General features: G+C 61.2%; 24 protein-coding genes. 16 read left to right on the plus strand and 8 right to left on the minus strand.

What is annotated here, in order from left to right; translation table 11 throughout:
• Positions 1-64: 64 nt before the first annotated feature.
• A complete protein-coding gene (locus FNU76_RS19505) occupies positions 65-541 on the minus strand; it encodes an outer membrane lipoprotein (protein WP_144279744.1) in 477 nt (158 codons plus the stop codon).
• A gap of 220 nt (positions 542-761) precedes the next feature.
• Between FNU76_RS19505 and surE the strand changes: the two genes are divergently transcribed.
• The 5 genes from surE (at position 762) to FNU76_RS19530 (ending at position 5,233) form a co-directional block, all read left to right on the plus strand.
• Complete coding sequence (gene surE / locus FNU76_RS19510; protein WP_144279745.1) at positions 762-1,505, plus strand: 5'/3'-nucleotidase SurE; 744 nt, start codon at positions 762-764, stop codon at positions 1,503-1,505.
• The gene (locus FNU76_RS19515; protein ID WP_223879101.1) at positions 1,502-2,158 is read left to right on the plus strand and encodes a protein-L-isoaspartate(D-aspartate) O-methyltransferase; all 657 of its coding nucleotides are present in this window, start codon (positions 1,502-1,504) and stop codon (positions 2,156-2,158) included. Before surE ends, FNU76_RS19515 begins: the two co-directional genes overlap by 4 nt.
• A 232-nt stretch (positions 2,159-2,390) precedes the next feature.
• Entirely contained in the window at positions 2,391-3,299 is a 909-nt protein-coding gene (locus FNU76_RS19520; protein ID WP_223879102.1) for a peptidoglycan DD-metalloendopeptidase family protein, read from the plus strand.
• 19 nt (positions 3,300-3,318) lie between these two features.
• On the plus strand, positions 3,319-4,281 hold the full coding sequence (gene rpoS / locus FNU76_RS19525; protein WP_223879103.1) for an RNA polymerase sigma factor RpoS: 963 nt from the start codon (positions 3,319-3,321) through the stop codon (positions 4,279-4,281).
• A gap of 73 nt (positions 4,282-4,354) precedes the next feature.
• A complete protein-coding gene (locus FNU76_RS19530; protein ID WP_144279749.1) occupies positions 4,355-5,233 on the plus strand; it encodes a substrate-binding periplasmic protein in 879 nt (292 codons plus the stop codon).
• A 49-nt stretch (positions 5,234-5,282) separates the two neighbouring features.
• Here FNU76_RS19530 and FNU76_RS19535 read toward each other — a convergent pair whose 3' ends face one another.
• Entirely contained in the window at positions 5,283-6,077 is a 795-nt protein-coding gene (locus FNU76_RS19535; RefSeq protein WP_144279750.1) for a transporter substrate-binding domain-containing protein, read from the minus strand.
• 261 nt (positions 6,078-6,338) lie between these two features.
• Here FNU76_RS19535 and cysS point away from each other — a divergent pair, with 261 nt between their 5' ends.
• Complete coding sequence (cysS, locus tag FNU76_RS19540; protein WP_144279751.1) at positions 6,339-7,715, plus strand: cysteine--tRNA ligase; 1,377 nt, start codon at positions 6,339-6,341, stop codon at positions 7,713-7,715.
• Positions 7,716-7,791: 76 nt separating this feature from the next.
• Here cysS and FNU76_RS19545 read toward each other — a convergent pair whose 3' ends face one another.
• Both FNU76_RS19545 and FNU76_RS19550 read right to left on the minus strand, forming a co-directional pair.
• Positions 7,792-9,459: a bifunctional metallophosphatase/5'-nucleotidase gene (locus FNU76_RS19545; protein WP_223879104.1), complete on the minus strand. Its 1,668-nt coding sequence runs from the start codon at positions 9,457-9,459 to the stop codon at positions 7,792-7,794.
• A gap of 65 nt (positions 9,460-9,524) precedes the next feature.
• The gene (locus tag FNU76_RS19550) at positions 9,525-11,651 is read right to left on the minus strand and encodes an AsmA family protein (RefSeq protein ID WP_144279752.1); all 2,127 of its coding nucleotides are present in this window, start codon (positions 11,649-11,651) and stop codon (positions 9,525-9,527) included.
• A 183-nt stretch (positions 11,652-11,834) separates the two neighbouring features.
• Between FNU76_RS19550 and FNU76_RS19555 the strand changes: the two genes are divergently transcribed.
• From FNU76_RS19555 to FNU76_RS19565, 3 genes are all read left to right on the plus strand, one after another.
• Positions 11,835-12,662, plus strand: a complete 828-nt coding sequence (locus FNU76_RS19555; protein WP_144279753.1) for an SDR family NAD(P)-dependent oxidoreductase — start codon at positions 11,835-11,837, stop codon at positions 12,660-12,662.
• A 112-nt stretch (positions 12,663-12,774) separates the two neighbouring features.
• Positions 12,775-13,293, plus strand: coding sequence for a helix-turn-helix domain-containing protein (locus FNU76_RS19560; protein WP_179958200.1), 519 nt, complete (start codon positions 12,775-12,777; stop codon positions 13,291-13,293).
• The gene (locus FNU76_RS19565) at positions 13,286-14,002 is read left to right on the plus strand and encodes a nucleotidyl transferase AbiEii/AbiGii toxin family protein (protein ID WP_144279755.1); all 717 of its coding nucleotides are present in this window, start codon (positions 13,286-13,288) and stop codon (positions 14,000-14,002) included. Before FNU76_RS19560 ends, FNU76_RS19565 begins: the two co-directional genes overlap by 8 nt.
• Before the next feature lie 111 nt (positions 14,003-14,113).
• Here FNU76_RS19565 and FNU76_RS19570 read toward each other — a convergent pair whose 3' ends face one another.
• The 4 genes from FNU76_RS19570 to FNU76_RS19585 all read right to left on the minus strand — a co-directional run bounded on the left by FNU76_RS19570 (position 14,114) and on the right by FNU76_RS19585 (position 16,417).
• Positions 14,114-14,680, minus strand: coding sequence for a hypothetical protein (locus FNU76_RS19570; RefSeq protein WP_144279756.1), 567 nt, complete (start codon positions 14,678-14,680; stop codon positions 14,114-14,116).
• Positions 14,681-14,689: 9 nt separating this feature from the next.
• Positions 14,690-15,778 carry an extracellular catalytic domain type 2 short-chain-length polyhydroxyalkanoate depolymerase gene (locus FNU76_RS19575; RefSeq protein WP_144279757.1) on the minus strand — a complete coding sequence of 363 codons (1,089 nt, stop codon included), beginning with the start codon at positions 15,776-15,778 and terminating at the stop codon, positions 14,690-14,692.
• 175 nt (positions 15,779-15,953) lie between these two features.
• Positions 15,954-16,208 carry a response regulator transcription factor gene (locus FNU76_RS19580; protein WP_308418649.1) on the minus strand — a complete coding sequence of 85 codons (255 nt, stop codon included), beginning with the start codon at positions 16,206-16,208 and terminating at the stop codon, positions 15,954-15,956.
• Complete coding sequence (locus FNU76_RS19585; protein WP_144279759.1) at positions 16,208-16,417, minus strand: response regulator transcription factor; 210 nt, start codon at positions 16,415-16,417, stop codon at positions 16,208-16,210. Before FNU76_RS19585 ends, FNU76_RS19580 begins: the two co-directional genes overlap by 1 nt.
• A 641-nt stretch (positions 16,418-17,058) precedes the next feature.
• Here FNU76_RS19585 and FNU76_RS19590 point away from each other — a divergent pair.
• From FNU76_RS19590 to rhlE1, 7 genes are all read left to right on the plus strand, one after another.
• Positions 17,059-18,117 (plus strand): hypothetical protein, encoded by a 1,059-nt coding sequence (locus FNU76_RS19590; RefSeq protein ID WP_144279760.1) that lies wholly within the window; start codon positions 17,059-17,061, stop codon positions 18,115-18,117.
• Between the two features lie 221 nt (positions 18,118-18,338).
• Positions 18,339-19,847, plus strand: coding sequence for a hypothetical protein (locus FNU76_RS19595; RefSeq protein ID WP_144279761.1), 1,509 nt, complete (start codon positions 18,339-18,341; stop codon positions 19,845-19,847).
• A gap of 133 nt (positions 19,848-19,980) precedes the next feature.
• On the plus strand, positions 19,981-21,198 hold the full coding sequence (locus FNU76_RS19600; RefSeq protein WP_144279762.1) for a hypothetical protein: 1,218 nt from the start codon (positions 19,981-19,983) through the stop codon (positions 21,196-21,198).
• A gap of 110 nt (positions 21,199-21,308) precedes the next feature.
• Positions 21,309-22,334, plus strand: a complete 1,026-nt coding sequence (locus FNU76_RS19605; RefSeq protein WP_144279763.1) for a hypothetical protein — start codon at positions 21,309-21,311, stop codon at positions 22,332-22,334.
• 4 nt (positions 22,335-22,338) lie between these two features.
• On the plus strand, positions 22,339-23,178 hold the full coding sequence (locus tag FNU76_RS19610; RefSeq protein WP_144279764.1) for a bestrophin-like domain: 840 nt from the start codon (positions 22,339-22,341) through the stop codon (positions 23,176-23,178).
• Positions 23,175-23,717: a glycoside hydrolase family 19 protein gene (locus FNU76_RS19615; RefSeq protein WP_144279765.1), complete on the plus strand. Its 543-nt coding sequence runs from the start codon at positions 23,175-23,177 to the stop codon at positions 23,715-23,717. Before FNU76_RS19610 ends, FNU76_RS19615 begins: the two co-directional genes overlap by 4 nt.
• A 112-nt stretch (positions 23,718-23,829) precedes the next feature.
• Entirely contained in the window at positions 23,830-25,185 is a 1,356-nt protein-coding gene (gene rhlE1, locus FNU76_RS19620) for an RNA helicase RhlE1 (RefSeq protein WP_144279766.1), read from the plus strand.
• Positions 25,186-25,510 lie beyond the last annotated feature (325 nt).

A 25,510-nucleotide genomic window follows, 5' to 3' on the forward strand; every position in this document is an offset into this window, starting at 1 on the left:
CCCCGGTCAATCAGGCCGGGGGCTTTTTGTTGCATATCACCGATTCTGCTCGGCGATGTGCCACCTATATGGCAGGCACCACCCGGCTCACCCGGCCACGGGTAATGACCCGCACCTTCTGGCCTACCGCAAACGAAATATCCGCTTCCTGTACCACGGCGATCACTTCGCCGTTATCCAGCTTCAGTACCAGCTCCAGGCCGTCCTTGGTATTGACGTCCTTGCCCACCGCATTGCCGACGGCACCGCCGACCGTGGCGCCGAGCACGCCGCTGACCACCGCACCGTTGCCCTTGCCGATATTGCCGCTGGCCGCGATGCCGCCGATCACGGCGCCGATCAGGGAGCCCAACTCGCTATCGTCGGGCCGGATCTTTACCGGGCGGGCCGCTTCAACCGTACCGGCCCTGACCTTGGCTTCATTCATGGCTTCGGAAGGAGAGTAGTAGTTGGCCGTACGGCTGTTGGCACAACCACTCAGGGAAAGTGCCAGGCCAAGTACTGCGGCACCGATCAGGCGCGGGGAGGGCTGGATGTTCATGATGGAAGCCTTGTGCGGGTAGGGTGTCGGGATGCAGGGATTATCCGCCAGGCGGGCGGGACTGGGGAAGGTCACTATTGACGCAGCAAGCCGAGCGCTCTGCCATCACGGCGTGCTTTCCGGCGGGATGGCGGCAACGGTAGAATGCGTTCACACGGCGCGGCGCTGCAATTTCCATCGATAACAGGCTAAACCGCCTGAAGCCGCGCAAGGGAGATGCATGAAGTTCCTCTTGAGCAATGACGACGGCTATTTTGCGCCGGGACTGGCCGCGCTTGCCGCGGCGCTCGAACCCCTGGGTGAAGTCAGCGTGGTGGCTCCCGAGCGCGACCGTAGCGGTTCATCCAATTCGCTGACCCTGGATCGCCCCCTCAGCCTGAAGCGCGCGCCGTCGGGTTTCCATTATGTGAATGGTACGCCGACCGATTGCGTCCATCTGGCCGTCACCGGCTTGCTGGAGGCGGCTCGGCCGGACGTGGTGGTATCGGGTATCAACCACGGCGCCAATATGGGCGACGACACCATCTACTCCGGTACCGTGGCGGCCGCGACCGAGGCCTATCTGCTCGGCATTCCCGCTGTCGCCATTTCGCTGGCGAAGCACAATGCCGCCCATTTCGACACCGCGGCGCGGGTCGCTGTCGAGCTGGTCGCGCGCATGCAGCGCGATCCGGTGCGGGGTGCGGTATTGCTGAACGTCAATGTGCCCGATATTCCGTACGAGGAATTGCGCGGGTGGCGGGTCACCCGCCTGGGGCGCCGGCACAAGGCGGAACCGGTGATCAAATCGAACAATCCGCGCGGCGACACCATCTACTGGGTCGGCCCGGTGGGGACGGCCCAGGATGCGGCGGAAGACACCGATTTCTGGGCAGTCGCCAACGGCTATGTCTCCATCACGCCACTGCAGATCGATCTGACCGCGTACAAGCAGCTTGAATTCTTTTCCGCGTGGCTGAAATGAAACACGATTTTTCCGGCATAGGCATGACCTCGGCCCGCACCCGCGGGCGCCTGGTCGAACGGCTGCGGCAGCAAGGAATACGCAGCGAGGCCGTGCTGGCGGTGATGGGCAATACGCCGCGCCATATCTTTGTCGACGAGGCGCTGTCGCATCGTGCTTATGACGATGTGTCGCTACCCATCGGCTTGGGCCAGACCATTTCCCAGCCTTATATCGTGGCCCGCATGGTCGAATTGGCGGTGGGAGCGGCCCGCCGCGATAAGGTCCTGGAGATCGGTACGGGCTGCGGCTACCAAACGGTGGTTTTGGCGCAACTGTTCAAGACGGTTTATTCGGTGGAACGTCTGGCCCAGCTACTCGACAAAGCACGTACAAGATTGCGCGAGTTGCGCATAAGTAACACCCGTCTACGCCATGGCGACGGCTTCGTCGGCATCGCCGAAGCGGCCCCCTTCGACGCCATCATCATGGCTGCCGCCCCCACCTACGTACCCGAAGCCCTATTGGCCCAGCTGGCCATAGGCGGGCGGATGATTTTCCCTATCGGGAATGTCGATCAGGAATTACGAATAATTGAGCGCACCGAGGAAGCCTACATCGAGACAAAGCTGGAAAAAGTCCGCTTTGTGCCCATGCTTCCGGGCCTTGCTTAGCTTCAGTAAAACTGTCATCGTCGCGTTGTCGGCTCAGGGCCACTCGCTACAAGATTCCATATGAGGGAGTAACGAGTTGAACGTTCGTCGTACCACAGGTCTGGTCTCCGCCTTGCTATTAGCCGCTTGCGCGTCGGAGCCGGTTCGTTCCCCCGCTCCTGTTGTCGACCGGACCCGCCCGGGTTCCGCTGTTGTACGTCCCGCCCCTGTACAAACCACGGGCAGCAGACCGATGTCGAGCGCGCCCGATGCGCGCGGCAAGACCTATACCGTCAAAGCAGGCGACACGCTGTATAGCATCGCCCTGGAAAATGGCCTCGATTACAAGGAAGTGGCCAGCTGGAACCAGCTGGCCGACGTCAACCTGATCAAGATCGAACAGGTGTTGCGCCTGACCGATCCCAACGAAGCGGCCACGCCGGACGGCGCCCGCGAGCGTGATACCCCCGATGGCGTGGTGATCAAACCGCTGAAGCCGGAAGGCACGGGTTCGCTACCGACCCCGCTTCCCGCCCCGCTCCCTCCTCCGCCCAAGGTCGATGCGCCGGTCGCCATCGCCTCGGTTGCTTACCCCAAGGCACTCAAACTCTCCTATGGCGCCGATGCCGCGACGGTTGCCCGTCAGGCAGAAGGGCCATTGCAGTCTCCCGCCGCTGTGAAGCCGGCCGACATCAAACCGTTGGATAAACCCAAGCCGGAAGCCGATTCCAAGCATGAGGCTAAGGTTGATCCCAAGCCTGCCGATAACAAGGTCCTCAACCCCGCCACGGGAGAGGAAGAAATCAACTGGGCCTGGCCCACGGTAGGCAAGCTGGTCAGTGGTTTTTCCGACGCCAGCAAGGGTCTGGATATTGGTGGCAAGCAAGGCCAGCCGGTTGTCGCGGCTGGTTCGGGCAAGATCGTCTACGCCGGTTCCGGCCTGCGCGGCTACGGCAAGCTTGTCATCATCAAGCACAACAAGACCTATCTGTCGGCATATGCGCACAACAGTCAGTTGTTGGTGAAAGAGGGGGATAACGTGAAAAAGGGAGACAAGATTGCCGAAATGGGGAACACCGACGCAGAGCAGGTCAAGCTGCACTTCGAAATCCGGCGCTTTGGCAAGCCGGTTGATCCATCCAAATACCTAACGGCGGGGTAGGTGCTAAATGAACGACTCCATGGATACCATCGAAGAAGAGCTGGTTGACGAAGACCTCCTGGACAAGGAGGACGACGACGCCGCGGAAGAGGTTGAAGCCGAAGTAGACGATCCCAAGCAGGAAGAAACCGGTCGCTATCCGGTCGAATCCACCGGGGATGTAACTCAGATCTACCTCAACGATATTGGCCAGAATGCCCTGCTCACGCCCGATGAGGAGCGGCGGCTGGCCCGTTTGGTGGTATTGGGCGATTTCGATGCCCGGCAGAAGATGATCGAGCACAACCTGCGCCTGGTGGTCAACATTGCCAAGCACTACATCAACCGCGGCATGGCCCTGCTGGATCTGATCGAAGAAGGCAATATCGGCCTGATGCATGCCTTGGAGAAGTTCGACCCGGAACGTGGCTTCCGTTTTTCCACCTATGCCACCTGGTGGATACGCCAAAGCATCGAGCGGGCGATCATGAATCAATCCCGCACCATTCGCCTGCCGGTGCATGTGATCAAGGAATTGAACGTCTATTTGCGCGCGCAGCGCCATCTGGAAGCCCAGATGGGGCGCGATCCCACCATGGAGGAAATCGCCTACCAGGTCGATAAGCCGGTGGAGGATGTGCGGCGGGTAATGGGCCTGAACGAGCGTATGGCCTCCCTGGATGCTCCCCTGGATATCGACCCGATGTTGTCCATCGGCGAATCCATCCCGGATGAGCAGCAGGAAGGCCCGGAGATGGTGCTGCAGAACGCCGAGGTGCAGCGATACGTACGCGATTGGCTCAAGCAGTTGAACGATAAGCAGCGTATGGTGATAGAGCGGCGCTACGGTCTCAACGGCTACGATATCTGTACGCTGGAGGATCTGGCCGCGCATCTGCAGCTGACCCGGGAGCGGGTAAGGCAGATCCAGATCGAAGCCTTGGAGAGTCTACGTCGCCTGTTGCGGCGGCAAGGTGTGTCACGCGACGTGCTGCTGGGCTAGGCCAGGCCGCTGGACGGCGGCGACCGGCCCATGGCGGGCGGGTCGCCGTCTGATTTGTCGGCGGGAATGCGAAATGGCGATAGACCAGGGAATAAGGCTGCTCATCCTGTTATGCCTCTGCGGCGCCGGCTGGTCCGCACGCGCCGAAACGGTTCCCTATCCGTGGTCCGGCTCGGTGGGCGATACCCGCGATGTCTATCCGCTCAAGCTATTGCAATTGGCCTTGGACAAGGCTGGAACGACGCAGTATTCACTGCGCCCTACCGATATTCCCATGCTGCAAGGACGCGCCCTGGCCGAGCTGGCCCATGGCAGCAGGATACGCGTGGGCTGGGGCATGACGTCGATCGAGCGCGAGTCCGCACTGCTGCCGATTCGCGTTCCGATCTTCAAGGGCCTGGTCGGCTGGCGCTTGGCCTTGGTGCGCAAGGATAGGACCGATTCGTTGGCCGCCGTGCAGGATTTGACCAGCCTGCGCCGCTTTGTCGCCGGTCAGGGGCATGACTGGCCGGATACCGAGATTATGCGCAGCAACGGGGTGCGGGTGGTTGGCGTGCCCCTCTACGACAGCCTGTTTCGGATGCTGGCCTCGGCACGCTTCGACTATTTTCCCCGTTCCGTCCCCGAAATCTGGGCCGAAGCGGAGCAGTACCGCAAGCTCGGGATCGTGATCGACCCGCACTTGCTGGTTCGCTATCCCACCGCCTTCTATTTCTTCGTCAACAAGAACGATACCGCCTTGGCCGATACCCTCCGCAGCGGGCTGGAGCAGGCTGTTGCCGATGGCAGTTTCGATCGCTTGTTCTGTGCACATTACGGCCAGCTGATCGCCCAGGCGAGACTGGAGCACCGCCAGGTCGTCGAGTTGAACAACCCCATCCTGCCGCCGGAAACACCCTTGGCACGCAAGGAGCTGTGGTTCCGGATCGGCATGTGCGCCACCGGCAAATAAAAATGCCGGAGCATCTGCTCCGGCATTCTTCAGCACCTGACGGGACGGATCAGCGATTGATCTTGAATGAACGCGGGATCTGTACCGGCGAATTGGCGCCGAACCAGCGTTCGTAGATCTTGGCGGCCTCGCCGCTGCTTTCCGCATCGGCCAGCGCGTCGTTCACCATCTTCTGCAGGCGCTTTTCACCCTTGCGGATGCCCACGCCCAATGCTTCGGAAGCGACCGGTACGTCCGGTACTTCGAATTCGCCGCGGTTGGGCAGCTTGGACAGATTGCCCAGCAGGGTCGCCTCCGGCCCGGAGACGGCTTCGCAGCGGCCATCCTGCAGGGCAGCGAAGGACTCGGCATAGTCGGCCGGCGCCACGATCTTCACCTTCTGCGAAATATCCTGCAGGTAGCGGGCATTGGTGGTGCCCTTGGGGGCGCAGACGGTGAGCATGTCGAGCTGCAGCAGATCCTTGAACTTACCCTTCTTGGCCAGCAATTTCTGGGTGGAGACATAGTAGCCCACGCTGAAATCCACTTCCTTTTCCCGCTCGGCGGTCTTGGCCAGGGAGGCGAAGACCAGGTCCACGCGGCCTTCCTTCAGCGCCTTGATGCGGTCGGCCGGATCCACCGTCTTGAAGACGGGCTTGAGGCCGAGTTTGCGCGCAACGAAATTGGCGAAATCGATGTCGTAGCCGGACACGGTGCCCTTGGCCTTGTCGAAGAAGCCGAAGGGCGGCGAGCTGTCGCGTACGCCGATGACAACTTCGCCTTTTTCCTTGATCTTGTCGGCATCGTCGGCGACGACCGGGAGGGCGGCGACGGTGGCCAACAGGGCTGCGATAAATTTGTTCATTTTGCTCAGATCCTTGGGTAACTCGTTATATGTATTGCTCTTTTTGTCGTGCCATTGCTAATGCGAATGGCATCATGGATTGGTAATTCTAACTGTTTGGAATATCAGTTTCTACTGATTTATAAAATTATATTAGTTGATTGCCGATCCATATCACCGTTTCGAAGCATCGCCGGATTTCGCCTTGCCGGACTAGCTTGCTACAATCATCGGCCCGGTCGCGCCGACCTGGCGCCCGATTTATTCTTTGCGGAGTCCTGCATGCTCACCGTCTATAACACCCTCGCCCGCGAAAAGCAGGTATTCACACCCATCGAACCCGGCCGGGTGCGCATGTATGTGTGTGGCATGACGGTGTATGACCTCTGTCACGTAGGCCATGCGCGCATGCTGGCTGCTTTCGACATCATCTACCGCTGGTTGCATGCCTCCGGCTACGAGGTGACCTATGTCCGCAATATCACCGATATCGAGGACAAGATCATCAAGCGCGCGGCCGAGCAAGGCATCAGCGCCGAAGAACTGGTGGAACGCACCATCGCCGAAATGCATGCCGACCTGTCGCAGCTCTATCTGCTGCCGCCCACGCATGAACCCCGCGCCACCCATCATGTGGACGGCATGGTTGCCATGATCGGCAAGTTGATTGCCAACGATAAGGCCTATGCGGCGGCCAATGGCGACGTCTACTACGCCGTGCGCAATTTTGCCGGCTATGGCAAGTTGTCCGGCAAGTCCCTGGATGACCTGCAGGCCGGCCAGCGCGTAGAGGTGGACCCCCACAAGCGCGACCCTCTGGACTTCGTGTTGTGGAAGGCGGCCAAGCCAGGCGAGCCGTCCTGGGCGTCCCCATGGGGCAATGGCCGGCCTGGCTGGCATATCGAATGCTCGGTGATGTCCGAACATCATCTGGGCAGCCATTTCGATATTCATGGCGGGGGAGAGGATCTGCAATTCCCTCACCATGAGAACGAAATCGCCCAGAGCGAGGGCTGCCATGGCCATCAATACGTCAACTATTGGATGCACAATGGTTTTCTGCAGTTCGACGACAAAAAGATGTCCAAGTCGCTGAACAACTTCTTCTCCATCCGCGATGTATTGAAGGCCGTCGATGGCGAAGTGGTGCGCTTCCTGATCGTACGGGCGCATTACCGCAGTCCCCTGAACTATTCGGAAGAACTGCTGCGCGATGCCAAGGCCGGCCTGGATCGGCTCTACACCGCGCTCAAGGCCACGCCGCCGCAGGAACGGATCGCCATCGATTGGCAGAGCAACTATGCCCTGCGTTTCAAGACCGCGATGGACGACGACTTCAATACGGCCGATGCGGTGGCGGTACTGTTCGAGATGGCGGGCGAACTGAACCGCAACCACTCGGTGGCGCTGGCTGCTCAGTTGAAGGGTTTGGCGAATATTCTGGGCTTGTTGCAGCGTGAACCCACCGAATACCTGCAAGGTGGCCCGGTGGTGGCAGGGGATTATGGCGCTGAACAGATCGAAGCCTTGATCCAGGCCAGGCTGGCGGCTCGGGCGGCACGTAATTTCGCCGAGTCTGACCGTATTCGCGATGAATTGCTGCAGAACGGCGTAGTGCTGGAGGACAGCGCCCAAGGCACCACTTGGCGCCGGCAATAAACGCGGTACCTAATGAAAAACGCCATACCGGTCTTGGCCGGTATGGCGTTTTTTCTTGGCAGGCGCTAGCGGGACGCTAGTCCTCGCGCACGATGCCCTGTTCGCCCAAGGGCTTGCCGGCCTCGCCGGAGGCGATATAGTCGGCCAAGGAATCGAGATCGATCGGTCCGACATGGCGATCACGGCCGTGCGTCAGCATCTTCGCACCATCTCCGCCGTCGGCCAGGAAGGTGGGGACCGCAATGCGGTACAGCCGCTTGGCGTCCCATGCCGCGCCGTCGATGCGGAGGGAGGCCACATCCACCCGCTTCCCGGCGGGTCGCTTGGCTGACCAGCGATAGGCCACATTGCTGGAGAACTGCCAGGCGTACATCTCGCCCTTCGCATCGAATTGCTGCTCCAGCAGGCTGAGCAGTTCCTCGCCGGTCAAGCTCAAGGTAATCAGATTGTTATTGAAGGGCTGCACCGTGAAAAGCTGGCCGTAGCGGACTTGGCCCTGTGCATCGGGACGCAGGTCGGCGCGCAAGCCGCCCAGGTTGACCAGGCCGATCTCGGCTGCACCGTAGCGCGCATCGCGCATGGCGGCCAATTGTGCATTCGCCACCATCCGTCCCAGCGCCGTATTGCCCCCTGGCGTGGCTTCGCGGCTCATGGCGGCCGGCAATTTGCCGATTATCCGCTCCTCTAGCGGCTGGGTGAGGGCGGCGTATTTGGCGATCAGGTCCAGTTGCGCCTGGTCGGCCGGGCCATCGGCCCGTACCACCAGATTCTCGGCACGGTGCTTGATCACATCGCCGCTACTGCGATCCAGGCTCAGGTCGATCTCGGTCAGCACGCGGCCGAAGGAGTAGGCACTGGTGACCCGCTTGCCGGACAATTCACAGTTATAGGGCTGATGGGTGTGGCCGGTGACCACCACGTCGATTTCGGCATCCATGCGCTTGACGATATCGACGATTTCACCCGAAAAGCCCTTGCAATCGTTGATCCCCGCCCCCTCGGTCTGCGTGCCGCCCTCGTGCAGCAGGACGACGATGGCTTTTACGCCTTGCTCGCGCAAGACGGGCACCAGGGCATTGACGGTCTCCGCCTCGTCACGGAATTGCAGGCCGGCGACACCCTTGCGATTCACCACCGCCGGGGTTGCCTTGGTCGTCATGCCGACAAAGGCAACCGGAACGCCTTCGAAGCGGCGGATGGCATAGGCCGGCAGCAAGGGCTTGCCGGTTCGTTCGTCGATCACGTTGGCGGCCAGATAGCCGAAGCGTGCGCCCGTGAAGGGACCAGCCTGGCAACCATCCTGGGGATGGCAGCCGCCATGCTGCATACGCAACAATTCCGCACCGCCTTCGTCGAACTCGTGATTGCCCACGGCACTGAAATCCAGTCCCATTGCATCCAGGGCGGCGATGGTGGGCTCGTCATGGAAGAGCGCCGACAGCAAGGGGCTGGCGCCGATCAGATCACCGGCCGCCACCACCGCATGATTGGGGTTGGCGGCTTTCAGCCGCTTGATCAAGGCCGCCAGCTGGGCCGAGCCGCCCGCCGGGACATTGATCGTCTTGCCTGGCCGATTCGGGTCGGGCTGCTTGACACCGCTATTGGGGGTGCGCAGATTGCCGTGGAAGTCGTTGAACGCCAACAGCTTGACGGCCACGGTCGGCGAGGGGGGCGGCGTGGTGGCGCAGGCGGCCAGCAAGCAGGAAAGGAGCAGGGGCAGGGCAGGTTTCATCGGAATAGACATGGGCAGTTTGCAAGTTAAGCTGCCGGGCAAGCCCGGCAGGAAAGAGGTCGATGGCTGGCCTGAACTCACTTGAACAGATTGCCCAGACCCTTTTTCAGTTGGTCCACGGCTTTCTCGCGCAGGCTGGCCTTTTGCTCATCCAGTTTTGCGCCCGCATTCTCCTTGAGCGCGGCGGTGAGGTCGAGTGCGTAGCTGGGCTGGGCGAACGGGCCCGTGACCCGCACCGGCACGGTGAGCCCGCTCAAATCCGACCGCTCCTTGCCATCCTGGCCCTTGCTGGTATTCACCAGGCTGGCTTTGATCAGATAGTCCAGGGTTTCGTGCGGCAGATCGGCTTGGCCCTCGCCACCCACCCGCAGCAGCGGCGACTTGATGCTGAGGTCCTGGTTATGGGCAATGCCGTTGGCAAACTGCAAGGTGGCGCTTAATTCGGTGAAGTCGGTTTTCTCGGTCTGGCTGGCATTGACCGTTTGCTGGCCGCCCTGCAGATTGGCCAGGGTGGACTTGGCTTCGCGCAGGGTCTTGGCCAGATTGATGCCGCGCAGCGCGCCGTTTTGCACCTTGGCGCGCAGCGTGCCGTCCAGGCTGGCCTTCAAGGCATTGGCATCGCCACCCTGCATGGACAGTTCGGCGTTGACGAAACCACGGCCCTCCAGGCGGTCGAAATGCGCCAGCTGGCTCAGCGCGGCCTGGATATCGACGTTCTCCAGCCGTGGCCTGAGGGTGATGCGCGGGTTGGCCGTGGCGGTCGCGCTGGCGCTCGCCGTCACTTGGCCACCGAAAATCTTCATGCTGGCGCTGGGTATGGACAACAAGCCTTTGTTGGCATTCAGGCTGACTTGCAGATCGCGTATCTCGAAAGGCGCCTTCTTCAGGTAGGCAATGGCGAGCTTGCCGTCCAGATCGAGTGTACGTAAAGCGGACAGATCCAGCTTGGCGGCCGGGCCACCCTGGGCGGCAGCGGCTTTGGCGGGCGGAAAATAACGATCGAGATCGAGCTTGCCCGCACGCAAGTTGAATTTGACCGCTGTCGATCCGGCGCCCTTGGCGCCAGTCCTGGCGCTGGCGTCCAGCTTGAAATCCGCACCATCCACCTGGCCATGCAACACCGCGTCGGCGGTGCCCTGCTGTAGCGCGGCGGCAAGGTGGCCGCCCAACTCGAACGGCGCGTCCTTGGCCGCCCCGCCGCTCGCCTTGCCCCGCAGTTGCAGTTTGGGCAGCGAGACGGCCATCTGCCGTAGGTCCAAGGCCAGCGGGCTTTCCAGTTCCAGGCTGGTGGTCTGCGCACCCTGGCGTGCGTCCAGCTCCAGCTTCAGGCTCTTGGCGGCCAACTGTCTGGCATCGCCGCTCAAGCCGGCCAGTTTCAATTTGGCATTGAGCTTGCGGCCATCGCCGTCCAGCGTGGCGTTCAGGCTGACGGCTTCCATATCGGCGCGCTCACCCTCAAGGGCCAGGCGCGGGGCATCCAGATTCAAGCGCAAGGCCGATCCGGCCAGCTTGCCTTCAATGCTGGCCGCCAAATTGGCGAGCATATAGCGCTGCGCCTGCCGATTGAACTCTACCTTGCCCAGCTGGCTGCTGAGTTTGATATCCATGGCCGGCTGGGACGATTTGACGAATGTCGAGAAATCCAGCCGTTTGGCCCCTTGCGGATTCAAGCCGTCGGCGGCCAGGGCCAATTCGCTCAGCGTGATCTGGCGCTTGGTCAGTTTGTCGTCGAACGCCAGTTGCACATGCTTGACGCGGACGGTGGAGATATCGAAATCCACCGGCGCATCCACCTGTTCAGGATCTTTCTGCAGGAGGTCGGCGAAATTGAAGCGGCCCTGCTCATCACGCGCAAGACGGATATCGGCGCCATCCAGTTCCACCGTATCGACCACCACCCGCTTGTTCAGCAGCGGCCACAGCTGCAAGGCGACCCGGGCTTTCCCCACCGAGGCGAAGACGCGGTCGGATTGGTATTCGGATAGCGATAGATCCGACATCCGCGCACCCAGGCTGGGGAAGAATGACAGCGAGATCGGCCCGCCCAGCTTGAGCGTGCGTTGTTTCTTCTCTTTGACCAGGGCCTCGATCTGCGGCTTGAGCGCATTGGGATCGAAGGTGGCGGCCAGATAGGCCGCGCCGGCGCAGGTCAGCAGCACGACGCCGCCGAATCCCAGGAGAGTGTATTTGATTGCCTTTTGCATGACTGGCTTCGTCTTGTCGCGTGTATGAAGTGTGGTCGAGTGGTCTCGCCGAACAGGCCCGCATGGCAGCGAGTTCCGGGCATGGGCATAATCCGCCCTTGCCCAGTATATCGATGCCGCCGCCACCTGGCGTGTTCATGACCATGCGGCACCGCAACCGTTCCACTTTTGCAGGGCTTCACCATGTATTCACCCGTGGTACTGATCACCGGCGCCTCCACCGGCATCGGCCTGGCCAGCGCACAAGCCTTTGCCGCAGCGGGCTGGACGGTATTGGCCGCTAGCCGCACGCCCGAGCGGCTGGCAGCGGCCGCAGGTATCCGCGCCGTCCTGCTGGATCCCTGCTCAGCCAGCCAGCGGGCCGAAATGGTCGCGTTGCTGCAGCAGGAATACGGTGGGCGGCTCGATTGCCTGGTCAACAACGCCGGCTATGCGCAAAGCGGACCGGTGGAGTTGCTCGATGAGCAGGGCTGGCGCGCACAGATGGAAGTCAACCTGATCGCCCCCGCGCTACTGACGGCCGCGCTGCTACCGGCCTTGCGCCTGGCGCGCGGCAGCGTGATCAATATTTCGTCGATACTGGGTCGCAGCGGCTACGCCTGGCAAGGCGCCTATTGCGCGTCCAAGTTCGGCCTGGAAGGCTGGAGCGAGGCCTTGATGCTGGAGACGCAGGGGCAGGGCGTGCGGGTACATCTGATCGAACCGGGTTCCACCGCCAGTGATTTTGATGGCCATATGCAGCGCATCGCCAGTTTGCCTCCCCTGTACCAAGCCGCGGGTACGCGCTTCGCCAGCTTGCGCCTGCGGCTGGCCGGCCGTGCCCAGCCGGCCGGCAAGGTAGCCGCCGTGATCGTGCGCACCGCCACACGGCGGCGCGCGCCGTTCCGGCAACAGGTCGGCCTCGATGCCCGCGCGGCCGGCTGGTTGATGGCTTGCCTGCCGGCTAGCTGGTACAACGGGCTGAACCGGTTGCTGGCGCGGCGCTTGTTTGGGTTGGGTGGCGAGCGTTAAGGCCGATACTTGATAAATGCAATCCAATTGGCACGTATAAGCTTCAATCATGGATATATGCGAGTATATTCTCCATAAGAATGCATGTATGCAATATTGAATGAGATCTCCCATGCGTACGAAAGCGAAAGACGATATCCCCCACGTAGCCCAGGACGCGCTGAAGCAACTAGGAGCAAAGCTTCGGGAGGCGCGTATTCAGCGAGGCTGGACGCAGCGAGAGTTCGCACAGCGTGTTGGGGTGCACGAGTCGACGCTGGTGCGTCTGGAAGCAGGCGACGCAGGGGTAACGACAGCCGTGCTCGCCTGTGCGCTGAACGCGTTGGGTGGACTGCAGGGTTTTTGCGAGCCCCAGCTACACCCCAAGGTGGGGGGCGCGCTTATCGAGACGGCCATACCCCGCCGCCGAGTTGGGGGCGTGCGCATTCCTCGCCGCCTGAATCTTGAGGCTTATCCCCAATTGAAACAGCTTGCGTGGAACCGTACGACCAAGGACATCGATGCGGAGGATGCGCTGTCGCTTTACGAGCGCAACTGGCGGTTTGTTGATGTCGACGCATTGAGTGACAAGGAAGCGAAGCTAATCGATCGCCTGAAGAAGAAATTCGGGCATGGAGTTCTGAATGTATAAGCGCACACATCATCAGCGTATTGAACGAGTGCTCGCCTCGATGAATGCCGAGTTTCTGGCAAATGCACGATGCTATTTTGGTGGAGGGACCGCTATTGCGCTGCAGCTGGACGAATACCGGGAGTCCGTGGATATCGATTTCCTATGCGCCGACCAAGGTGGATATCGCAGCATCCGGGAAGCCATATTCGGCGATCCACACCTGAAGACCTTATTCAGGCAACCCATCAATCTGCTTCGAGAGCCTCGAACCGACCAGGATGGGGTACGTACCGTACTCGAAATGGACGGGGCCCCTATCAAGTTCGAGATAGTGCGGGAATCGCGGATACTTTTGGATGGGGTGGCCGTGCCTGGTATCCCGGTATTGTGCCTGACCCGGTCGGATTCCTTTGCCGAGAAGCTGCTGGCCAACGCCGACCGGTACTACGACCGAAGCGTGATGAACCGGGACATCATCGACCTGCTGGTGATGGAACTGCATTGGGGAAGTATCCCCGATAGCGCTTGGCACAAGGCGGAGGCGGCCTATGGCAAGACCATTCGAAGTGCCTATGACGCTGCGAAACAGAGGATAGGTGATACCAAATACCTGCTCAGTTGCGCCAGTACGATGGGGATGTCACAGGACGTAGTGGATGCAGTGGTTGATGCCTTGCTTATCCCGGATTCAGATCCAGACGACGAGCCACGGGGACTCAGGCCATAGACTGCGCGACGTAGGAGCGCACACGCGCCGGCCCCGCCGAGATAGCACCCGGCTGTGCCGGGTGCGGAGTGGAAGCGCCAGTCCTCTCGGACGATAGCGCCCGTAACCCGATCAAGCTTGCTTCGCCGAAGCCTCCTTTCCCTTTGCCGGCGCCGGTGCTTCGGCCAGGCTTCTCTGCAGCCAGCGCAGCAGGGCAGGGCCCAGTTCACCCAGTGCTGCCGCTGTCTGGCCGAGCGATTGTTTGGTGATGGCGTCGGCGGCAGTGCAATACGCTAGCGCGGCCAGGCCAAGATCGTTCTTGTCTCTCGCCTTTGCCAGAGTATCGAGCAGCAGCGTGGCGGCTTCGCCCAGATCCCGCAGCTGTTGCAGATTGCTCTCCCACAGGGCGTCCGCCATATCAGCCTGCAGGTGCAGCAGCTGCTTGCCGCTTTGTCCCACGGATGCCAAGTCGAGGGCGTCGCGCTGTGTGCACCATTGTTTATTGCCCATTGCCGTCTTCGCATCGCTGAAGTCGGTGAACAATCGCAGCATTTCCCGCCCGCTGGTCTTCCAGCCCGTCGGCGCGAATCCGGTGCATGCCTGGCCGGCGAACTGTTCCGCCGTCGCCGTTGCCGAGGCCAGGCAGGCCGAGGCGATACCTTGCATGGTTTCGTACTGTGCTTTGTACAGGTTTTGCATGGTGGCTCCTTAGAGAGTGGGACGATTGCTTGTGCGTGCCGCGCCCAGGCGCTTCACCATTTGCATGACCGCGGCCTGCTGGGGAGCCTTGCGCGAATAGAAGTCGGGATAGCGTGGGTCATCCTGCGAGGTATAACCCCAGAAGTCCCAGCAGCCTTTCGGGTTGCGCACCGAATCCGCGACCTGGGGATAGAGGACGATCAGATTGTTGGTGTCGGCCAGCTCGTTGTAACCGGTGGTGCGCGCATAGCGATCGCCCATGCGGCGTTCGCCCTGATGGCAACCATGGAACACCACGTGCACGCGGCACTGTTTGGTGGTGCAGGCATTCGGTACGTAGGCATATCCGATCGGCCCCAGCGTTGCCTTGCCTTGTGGATCGAAGCGCGACTGGTCGAATGCCAGCAACCGGCCGCCGGCCGTCACGCTGGGGGGATTGAGCGGTCCATAGATCCATTTGAGGATATCGTGGGACTGCAGGAAGCCGCAGTTGTTGATATAGGGATCCTTGGACCAGGCGCAGGGTACATCGGCGGGGTTATTGGTCAGAATGGCGTGCCCGGCTGCCAGATTGCTGACGTACTTGAGATTGGCCGGGGCTACGCCGGCCTGGGAAAAGAACTGGGCGGTCTGATCGACGACGCGCTGCGTGACGGTCTTGTCCATGGTGCCGCCGAATACATAGACACGCTGGCGTGCCAAGCCCTTCAGCGCATCGATCTTGCCTTTGTCCGCAAAGCTGCGGGCGATGGCCAGGGCATCGGCGGCGAGCGGGCCGCTGTCGCCGAGCGGACTCATACATTCGGTGACGGCCGCCACGGCGGGTAAGGTCGGTGCGAACAGCCCCGCGCAATAGAATGGCCCGCCCGCGATGATGCCGGCACCGACCAGCTCGCTGGAGAAGGCCACGTCGAACTGCACCGCCATAAAGGCACCGGACGAGAGGCCCGACACCGATGTCTGCTTCAGGTCGGCGCCATAGGCACCCAGGGCGGCCAAGCCTTCAGCATGCGCCGGATTGCGCGGCAGCAGCGCGAAGCAAAGCGCACCCGCCAGCAGATGCTTGAGTAGCTGTGTTCGATTCGACAAATTGGTCATTTCATTCCTCCCAGCGGGCCAAGGCCAAGCGGCCGCCCGCTACACCAGTAAAGGAAGGCCGGTGCACCGGCCCGTTGGCCATGGCCCTCGCCATTGCCTGCCTCGCTCCGATAAGCCGGATGCGACAGCGCCGATTCTTGGCGTGGCGGGCGAGTCCCGCCATTCGGCAAATGCGTCATGGCCGTGCCTGGCGTTCCGGTTCGGGTAGCGGCTGTAGCGGCGGGGGCGTCAACCAGTCCGATGTAAAGGCTTCGAACAGCAGTGCGCAGACGTTGCCGACGCCGGTCTTGTCGAGAAGATGGGAGCGATGCTTGCGGGCGGTCTGGTCGCTGATGCCGAGGTGGCGGCCGATCTGCTTGTCGCTCATGCCTTGGGCAAGCAGTTGGAGGACGTCCATCTCACGGGGCGAGATGGCGAGGTCGATGGGTATTAATGGGTTTTTTTAAGCGCAACGCCGTAAATGGCGAAGTATTGAATGACGAGTCGGGTGGATTTGCCGGCGTGAAACTTCAGCAAAAGATTTTCGCGATGCTTGCGGGCGGTGGAGAGTGAGAATGAAAGTCGTTCGGCTATATCGCGATCGGTATGGCCGCGCGCAATTAGGGCGAGCACGGTCTGCTCACGAGGGGTGAGATGCATTGTTTACTCCTGCGATGATTGAGTTATCTCGCTCTATCGCAGGATGGGTATCGACACATCTCTACTGGATCGTTTTTTTAGCCTCCGTAGCAATGCACGTGTTTGAACCTGCGACAGAAACAAGTCACACGGGGTCCGGCTTTTTAAACAGATGCTTTATTTCGGCTGCACGATGACGGAACCGTGCCGGCGTCGATCCGCCAAGGCACGGTAAGCCCGACCGTGTTCGAACCACACGGCCAAGCGCCCTGTTGCTGAAAATGGGAAAGAAGTTACTGGGGCGTAGTGAGGCTACTTTATTTGGTTCCGATAATCGTCATTCAAATGGGGGACGTGTACCTTTTTTGCTGTGCTTTTAATAGGCGAATTGAAAAGTCATATGCTGGATCCGGGTTTTATTCGGTACGGCCGTCCTATTGCGGGTGGAATATAAAATCGTGATGCACGCGTGGGTGTACTGCATTTGCCGAATGGCTAGTCGCGCGGCCGGGCAACAAAATGGCCTTGCCAATTCCGGTCTCTGCCGCCTTCACCGAGGTGTATGGGACGGTACGTGGCACCCACTCGAGTTTATCAACGCGGTGCCCTAACCGGTCCGCCGGCGGACTCGGTCGCCCAATCAAAATGCAAGGAACGGAATCATGAACTGGAATCGCGCATTCACGGATCGTATACGCAATGGCCGGCCCTCCTATTGGGGTAACTGGACGCTGAACCCCAAGCTGAAGACCGGGGCGGTCGGCTTCGTCTCGCCCGACAGCGGCGAATTTACCCTGGTGAACGAAACCACGCCGGAACTGAGAATCAGTCACCGCGATGTGCCGAATCAATGGAGTCTCTACTCCAATAATGTGCACCGCACCGAAGTCAATGCCGCGCTGGACGGCTCGGCCATGGATCCCGACACCGGCGCCAAGATCACCGCCGGTGTCGAGGTCAAATGGGAGTTCTCCGCGGCCGGGGCGATCGCTTCCGAGTTCAGCATTTCCCTGGAGGAGTTCGTCAGCGATTTAACGACCTTGTCCAAGCCGGAAGTGTTCAATTGGTTGGCCGCGCATGCCAAGCACATCAATATGGGGACGGATACGCAGATCTCGCAGGGCTTCGGCGTCGTCACCAGCGTGATCTATGCGCGTAGCGGGCTGAATGTCGGCTCGGAGGAAAGTGGCTCGTCCTTCTCGCTGACCGGCTCGGCCGGCGCCGTCCAGGACATGCTCGGTGGGGTGCAGGGCAAGGGCGCGTTCCTTTCCACTCGCCACAATAAAAACATCGACCAGCATCTATGGCCCCACCAGGCCGGTGCGCGGGTAAAAGGCGTCGTACCTATCGCCTATACGTTCGCTTCGTATGACGGCAACTTGCTGATCCCGAATTGGACCGGCCGTTTGGGCGCGTTCGAAATCCTGTTCAATAACAAGCTCGGATGCAGCTACATCACCCATATTCAGCTTCGCTACGATACGCCGCAGGGTGCTTACAACGAGGCATTTACCCTCACCGGCGGCTTGTCCAAAACAGTCGGAAACATCCCCTTGAACGCAAGCAATATCCATGTCGAGGTGAAATTCCAGGGTGTCGCGAATAGCGATAAATACAGCTTCCACTGGCCCACCCCGCTAGGCCAGTGGCTGACCGGGCGCCGTGAATTGGAATTGAGCGGCGTGTGGCCAATGAAAACGCAGGCCAGGGAAATCGGTTGAGCGGTGCATTTTGTTCCGGTGCATTTGTTCTTTATTGCGGCGGTGAGCATGGTGCTCACCGCCTTTTTTTTGCTGCTGCAAAGCCATCGCACCACTACCGCATTTGCCGAATGGTTTGTGGGGAGGCCGAATTTCAGAATGACCTTGCCGACGTTCTTTATGCAACCGGGCGCCGGCGAAACGGTTATTCCCGCCCTCCTCAGCACACCAAAGGAAATGCCATGGCTACCTCCATCCCCTACGATCCTTCCCTGGTCCTGGGCAATATCGTCCATCCCGAAGCGATGAAGATATTGCTGCAGATTGCCGATGCACAAGCGCCGATCGATGCGGCGCAAGATGAGTTGAACTCGCTGATCGCAATGAAGCGCAGCCTGGATATGACCACCCAGGAACTGCTGAATATGCATATCGACCCCGGTTCGCTGCAAAAGGAAATCGGCACGGTCGGCCAGCAGATCTCCAAGGCTGCGACCGATTACGCCAAGGTCCGCATCGACCAGGAAAAAACCATCAAGGGCCTCAAGAGCAAGCAAAGTGCGGTGCATGAGGATATCGAGAGTCCGATCGATTATGTGCGTACCCAGATCAAGAAGATGCCCTTGTCGTCCGATTCGCTGAAGATGGATGCACAGTACTTCTCATTCGACGAGAACAAGCAAAGCGCCCAGAACACCATTGCGTCGATCAAGGCCTTCGTATCCGAGTCCACCAGCTTTCTCGGCGACTCCTATTCCATGCAGGCCAGTACGGCGGCCTCGACCCAAGTCAGCAAGCAGGTGGAAAACCACAATATCGAAGGTACCTTGGTGATCACCGCCTCGTGTACCCACAAGGATGCGGCCTTGCTGGCGCCCTTCGTGCTGGACGTGGACAAAGCCATCCGTGTGTGGAACTCGGTGTTTCCCTCGGACAACGACAAGATCAAGGTCAACGATCCGTCGAAGCTGGCCAAGATCGCCCTGGAGGAGGGCACCGGCAAGGAAGTGTTCCTGCCCATCCTGTCCGGCGCGACCTATGGCTCCAGCTTTGTCGGCATGGTCCACGTGCTGCGTTCGGAAACCACCAAGTCCAGCCAGCAGATGTCCTCGGTCGCCGCCAGCCTGCAAGGGCAGTTCGAGGTCGGCTGCTGGTTCGCCAACGAGTCGGGCGGCTTCGGGGTCGATACCAATTTCGCCAACGACATCAAGAACCTGCTCAGCACGCAAGCCGTCAGCTCGCACGTGTCGGTCATCGCGATGGGCGCCATTCCTTCGATCAAATCCAACCAGGTCCAGATCGGCGTCAAGCAATTCGCCGATTTCGATCCGGCCAAGATGATGGGCAACCTGGCAACGCTCGCCAATAGCAACAGCAGCGACAAGACTTCGGTCGGCGCTTCCGCTGCTGCGGCGCGCACCGGTAAGCAGATGATGGCGATCCAGGGATCGACCGTCACCAACGTCATGCTCGGCTTGTCCCAGATCGATGACGGCTCCAACAAGATGCTCGACGTCAATTCCTTGATGACGGCCTTCGAAGACTATGTCACCCGGGCGATCGCCGGCGATATCGGCGTGCCTATCAACTACTACGTCAAAAACCTCAGCCGCGCGCAGTTGGCGCAGATGTGGGTGGCGAAGTACTTCCCCGATCGCTACCTGACCATTTCCGGTGACGACACCGGCGCGGGCGGCGGCAAGAGCGGCGCCGCCGCCCAGCCTGCGCCCGCGCAGGCCGATCCGGGCTGATCGCCTGATCAGTCCTTGCGCGTGACCACGGACCGGCCGGCACGCCGACCGGTCCGTGCCCAAGCACGCCTTACGCATCCCCATCCCCGTTGGCACGTCCCCTTACCGAATCTACGTCATCCGGAGCAAAGTCATGAGCAACTACAACAAAGTCCAGTTTATCTCCTGGGAAATCCACACCGGCCCCTTTCGCGACCACGCCAAGAACCTGAGCCGTTACAGCGGCATCGAAGGCGCTACGGCCAAGGATCTACGCCTCGATGTGAGCAACCAGTGCATCGATATCAACGCGCGCCTGGCCTTCACCGCCGATGCCATGAGCAAGGCCTTGGCGAAGGCCGACCCCGCGCCCACCACCCTGAAGCTGTTCATGGCGCCGGAATTCCTGTTTCGCGGCGCCGGCGGCGCGTACCTGCATGACCTGATCAATGGCTGGAGCGGCGACGCACCGGCTGCCTTTGGCCTGGCGGCGCCATATAACCGCAATTGGGGTGGCCTGTTCGGCGGCCTGCAGACCTTGGCGGCCAACGCAAAGTTCGAGAACTGGCTGTTCGTCTTCGGTACCGCCATCAGTGCCTCCTTTCCCACCGCCAAGGCGGTCAATGGCAAGTACCTGCTCGACCCGCGCCAGGCCGGTGAAATCTATAACACGGCGCTGATACAGCGCGGTGGGGCGCATCGCAACGACAACTACGCCTCGCGCAAGCACTACAAATCGGGCATCGATTTCCTCGACTGGAACCTCGGTACCAGGGCACACCGCGACGACAGGGTGGAACCGCTCGATCCCGCCACCCTGATTCCGAACGACGCACGCGGCGTGTCCGAGGGTAGCGCGCTTTTCCAGATCCCCGGCGTGTGCGATGGCGCCGGCAAGCTGATCGATTTCGGCATCGAAATCTGCGTGGACCATAGCTACAGCGGCGGTAACTGGGCAAACAAGTTTGGCCGGATACGCACCGCCAATAAGCACGTCAAGGTGCAACTCATCCCCTCGGGCGGGATGAACCTGAAAGCGGACTCCATCCGTTTGTTGCCGGCTGCCGGCCCGACCCCGCGCGCCTACGCCTTCAACTGCGATGGCCTGGCAAAGCTGGACGCCAACGGTGAGTGCGCCGGTATCGGTAGCCATACGCAGGTCTGGAATGGCGCCAACGGTGCGCCGGTCCCGGCGGCGAATCGGCTGCTGGAAGCCTGTAGCGGCGAGATCAAGCCCGGCACGGACGTCGTCGCTGTTGCGGCGCTGTTGCCTGTCGCCGGCCGCCAGGTCGATGCAGCGGAGCTTTGGAACAGCGGCACCGCTGTTCGCGGTGCAGGCCATGTGCGGATCCTCAAGGCGCGTGATCTATAAGCCGGCTCGATTCGCTACCCAGTCCTCCCGTCGTTCCCGGTGGGTTCCGGCCTGTGCCCGGACGACGGGGGTTTTCCAAGGCTTCAGGCTCGATCGGAAGGCGGCTTGCCATGTATATCCCACCAATTTTCAGCAATCGATCCAGGCGGACGGGCCTGGGCTCGCTCGACTTTACCGAACCGATGCCAAGCGGGCGGCGGCCGCTCGGCGAGCAACTTCGGATCGAATGCGAAGCCATGGCGCGTTATGCCTTGCGCCAGGGGCTCGGCGTACCGCCCGAGCAGCTCGCCCGCGTTGCTACCCTGCTTTCGCCGGCCGATTCCGCGCCGGCGGTCGCCGAATACGGCGAATTGGCAGCCCTGCACCGCAAGCTTGCCGATGCCGTCGCACCGGCTACGCCCCAAGGCATCACGCTGCTCGATCAGGACAGGCTGCGCGGTCAGCGCTGGGCTTGGCTGGGGCCGGTTCCGCTGATTCGCATGCTGACGCTGGCGGCCATTTTTTTTCAGCTGGGCGTATTGGTTACGGGGCTATCCGACGAGGTCACGGTCGAGAATGTTTCCTTGAGCTGGCTCGACGCTTCCGGCACCTCCTTGCTGATCAATATGCTGTTCCTCCTGTTCTGCGCCGGGCTGGGTGCCTCGTTCGCCACGCTGTTCCAAGCCCATCGCTATATCGCCAACTCCAGTTACGACCCCAAGTACGACGCTTCCTATGGGGCGCGCTTGATCCTTGGCGTTATCGCCGGCCTGATCCTGGTCGAGATGCTACCGGCGGAATTACTCAGCGACGCCGGCATGGGCAGTTTCGGCAAACCGACCCTGGCCATGCTGGGGGGATTCTCCGCCACCGCCGTGCATCGCTTGTTGCAGCGCATGGTCGAGACGCTGGAAACCCTGGTGCGCGGCGACGGGTCGGCGCGGATCAAGCATTCGATCGACATGCACAAGGTGCATGCCGCCAGCGAACGCACGCAATCGAAGCACGACCTGGTGGCGGAACTGCTGGCGCTGCAACAGTCGCTCGATAGCGATACCCCGCCCGAGGTGGTGCGCCAGCGGCTGGCCGAATTGACGCGCGCCATGCTGTCGCCGCAATCGGGCAGCGCCGGCACCACGGCCGAGCGCAAGGAGTAAAGCGATGACGCTGTTTCTCTACAACATGCCCATCGCTTGCATGGGACTGATCGTGGTGGGCTTGACCCTGTTATCGGTGCTGCTGGGCTACGCTGGCGTCACCCGGTTCAAGCTGATCCGCATCGACGCCGAACAGCGCGCCATGGCCTTGGGCATGGTGTCCATCATCACGACCATCAATTCGCTGCTGGTGGCCTTCGCAGCGGTCAGCGTATGGGATGCCTACAACGATGCCGACCGCACCGTGGCGGCCGAAGCCACCTGCGCCGATGGCTTGGCGCGCAATCTCGCTGTCTTCGGCAGTCCCGCCGCCGAGGCGACCGGACGGGCTTTGCGCGCCTACTTGCAGGATGTGGTGGAACGCGAATGGCCGGCGATGCAACAGGCGCTGCTGCCCGATCGGCAGACCGCACTGCGATTCGATGCGATGTTCGCCCTGGCCAACCGCATCGACCCGGCTACCCCTCGGCAGGTGGTCTTGCTGGGCGAAATCCTGTCGCGTACCAACGAGATGGTTGCGTACCGCCAGCAGCGGTTGATGACTTTGCAAGTCACCATGCCCGGCACCTTGTGGGCGGTCATGATCATCGTCAGCTGGCTGTCGTTCGCACTGCTGTACGTGCTGCCGCCCACGCCGTTCTATGTGGCGCTGATCGCCACCTGGGCGGCCACGCTGGGCCTGACCTTCTTCTTTATCCTGGCCGTCGACCGCCCCTATGCCGGCGAGGTAAGCGTCAGCGCGGCACCGCTCCGAAAAGCCCTCGATGCACTGACGGCCGGCCAGGCTCGGCCGGCAGAAGCACCGCGCGCAATGCTTTCCACAGCCAAAGGAGTATCACCATGACACGAGATGATTTTGCATTGGCGGCAAGCCTGTCGGAAAAAATGGCCGAGCGCTGGTATGCGCCGCTATGCGCGGCCATGGCGCGCTTCGAAATCGATGACCCGGTCCGCATCGCGGCCTTTATCGCCCAGACCGGGCACGAAACGCTGGGCTTCACCCATACCCAGGAGATCTGGGGCCCCACCCCGGCGCAGCAGGCGTATGAGCCGCCAGCGAAAAAAGCCGCCCAGCTCGGCAATGTCGCCGCGGGTGACGGCCATCGCTTTCGTGGCCGCGGCCTGATCCAGATCACTGGTCGCAGCAACTACCGGCAATGCGGCGAGGCACTGGGATTGGATTTGCTTGACCAGCCGGAGCTGCTGGCCGGCGATGAATGCGCGGCGCTGTCGGCGGCTTGGTGGTGGAGCCAGCATGGCTGCAATTCACTGGCCGACGGCGGCGATTTCACTGCGCTGACCAAGCGCATCAATGGCGGTACCAACGGTATCGACGATAGGCTGCGACGTTGGGAGATCGCCAAGACCCACCTTGGGGTTTGACCATGTTGCGTGGCAGTGTGCGGACACGATGGGCAAAACGTGCGGCCAAGGGATTTCGCCCCCGACGCCAATATGTCCTTAAACTACGCGTTTTGCCCTTCACTGTCCGCTCATGACCTTCGCTTCGCTCGGCCTTATCGATCCCTTGCTCCTTGTCCTGGAGCAGCTTGCCTATCACACGCCCACGCCGGTTCAACAGCAGGCTATCCCGGCGGTGCTGGCAGGGCGCGACCTGATGGCGGCGGCGCAGACCGGTACCGGCAAAACCGCCGGTTTTGCCTTGCCCTTGCTGCAACGGCTGGCGGCCGCGAACCAGCCGGTGGCGGCCAATTCGATCCGCGTGCTGGTGCTGGTGCCTACCCGCGAACTGGCCGAACAGGTATACGAAAGTTTTCGCGGCTATGGCCAGCACCTGCCTTTACGCAGTTACGCGGTCTATGGCGGGGTGAGCATCAATCCGCAGATGATGAAGCTGCGCAAGGGTATCGATGTGCTGGTCGCCACGCCGGGCCGCTTGCTCGATCTGTATCGGCAGAATGCCGTCAAGTTCAACCAGTTGCAGACGCTGGTGCTGGACGAGGCCGACCGTATGCTGGACCTGGGATTTTCACGCGAGCTGGATGCGGTGTTCGCCGCCCTGCCCAAACGGCGGCAAACCCTGCTGTTTTCCGCCACCTTCTCGGCGGAAATCCGCAGTATGGCGGGGGCCATGCTGGTCGATCCCGTCAGCATTGAAATCAGCCGGCCCAACACTACCGCCAAGGCAGTGCGCCAATGGGTAGTGCCGGTGGACAAGAAGCGCAAGACCGAGTTGTTTGGCGAACTGCTGCGGGAAAACCGCTGGGGCCAGGTGCTGGTGTTCGTCAAGACCCGCAAGGGCGTCGAGCAATTGCTGGCGATCTTGCAGGCGCAGGGGATTCGGGCCGACTCCATCCATGGCGACAAATCCCAGCCTAGCCGCTTGCGCGCACTGGAGCGGTTCAAAGCGCTGGAAGTACAGATCCTGGTGGCGACCGATGTCGCCGCGCGCGGCCTGGATATCGACGACCTGCCGGTGGTGGTGAATTTCGATCTGCCCATCGTGGCCGAGGACTATGTCCACCGTATTGGCCGTACGGGGCGCGCGGGCGCTTCGGGCGAGGCGATTTCGCTGGTTTGTGCCGATGAGGCACCGTTGCTGGCGGCGATCGAAGCGATGACCGGACAGTCCCTGCGCCGTGACGAGCAGCCCGGATTCGAGCCCGAGCACCGCGTACCCCAGACCGATGGGCGCGGGCAGTTACTGAAAAAGCCGAAAAAACCGAAAAAACCGAAAAAGCCGAAAAAGCCGAAAAAGCCGAAACCGGCCCTGCCCACTGCCGGGGGCAAGGCGGTTGCAAGCGGACGGGGAGCCGGCAAGGCTACACCGTCCACCAAGCCAAAATCGCCGCGCCTGGCGGCCAGGAAGCCGGCGGGCAAGCCGGGTTAGTAGCTGGACCCTTACCCGTAAGCGCGGCCATCGTTGTCAGCCCCGTGTGGGGCAGCCAATCACACACCGAAGCCCACGAATAAAGTCTGCGCGGTCCTGGCCAGGCGGCTCAACGCCGCCTGGCCAGGACCGGTGCGTTGATGTCTGCCTGCTATCGCCGGGTAGAGATATATATTAATTATGGGTTTTTCTGGCTTGGCAATATTGCTTGAAAGGGGCGGCGCTTACCTGTGCTGCTCTTCGTAGCGGGGAAAGCAGAAGATGATGAAATTTTTCGAGATACATGAATTTAAGTTGTAGATAAAATGAAAAAGCTGATTTATTA

The organism is Chitinimonas arctica (genome assembly GCF_007431345.1).
GTDB lineage: Bacteria > Pseudomonadota > Gammaproteobacteria > Burkholderiales > Chitinimonadaceae > Chitinimonas > Chitinimonas arctica.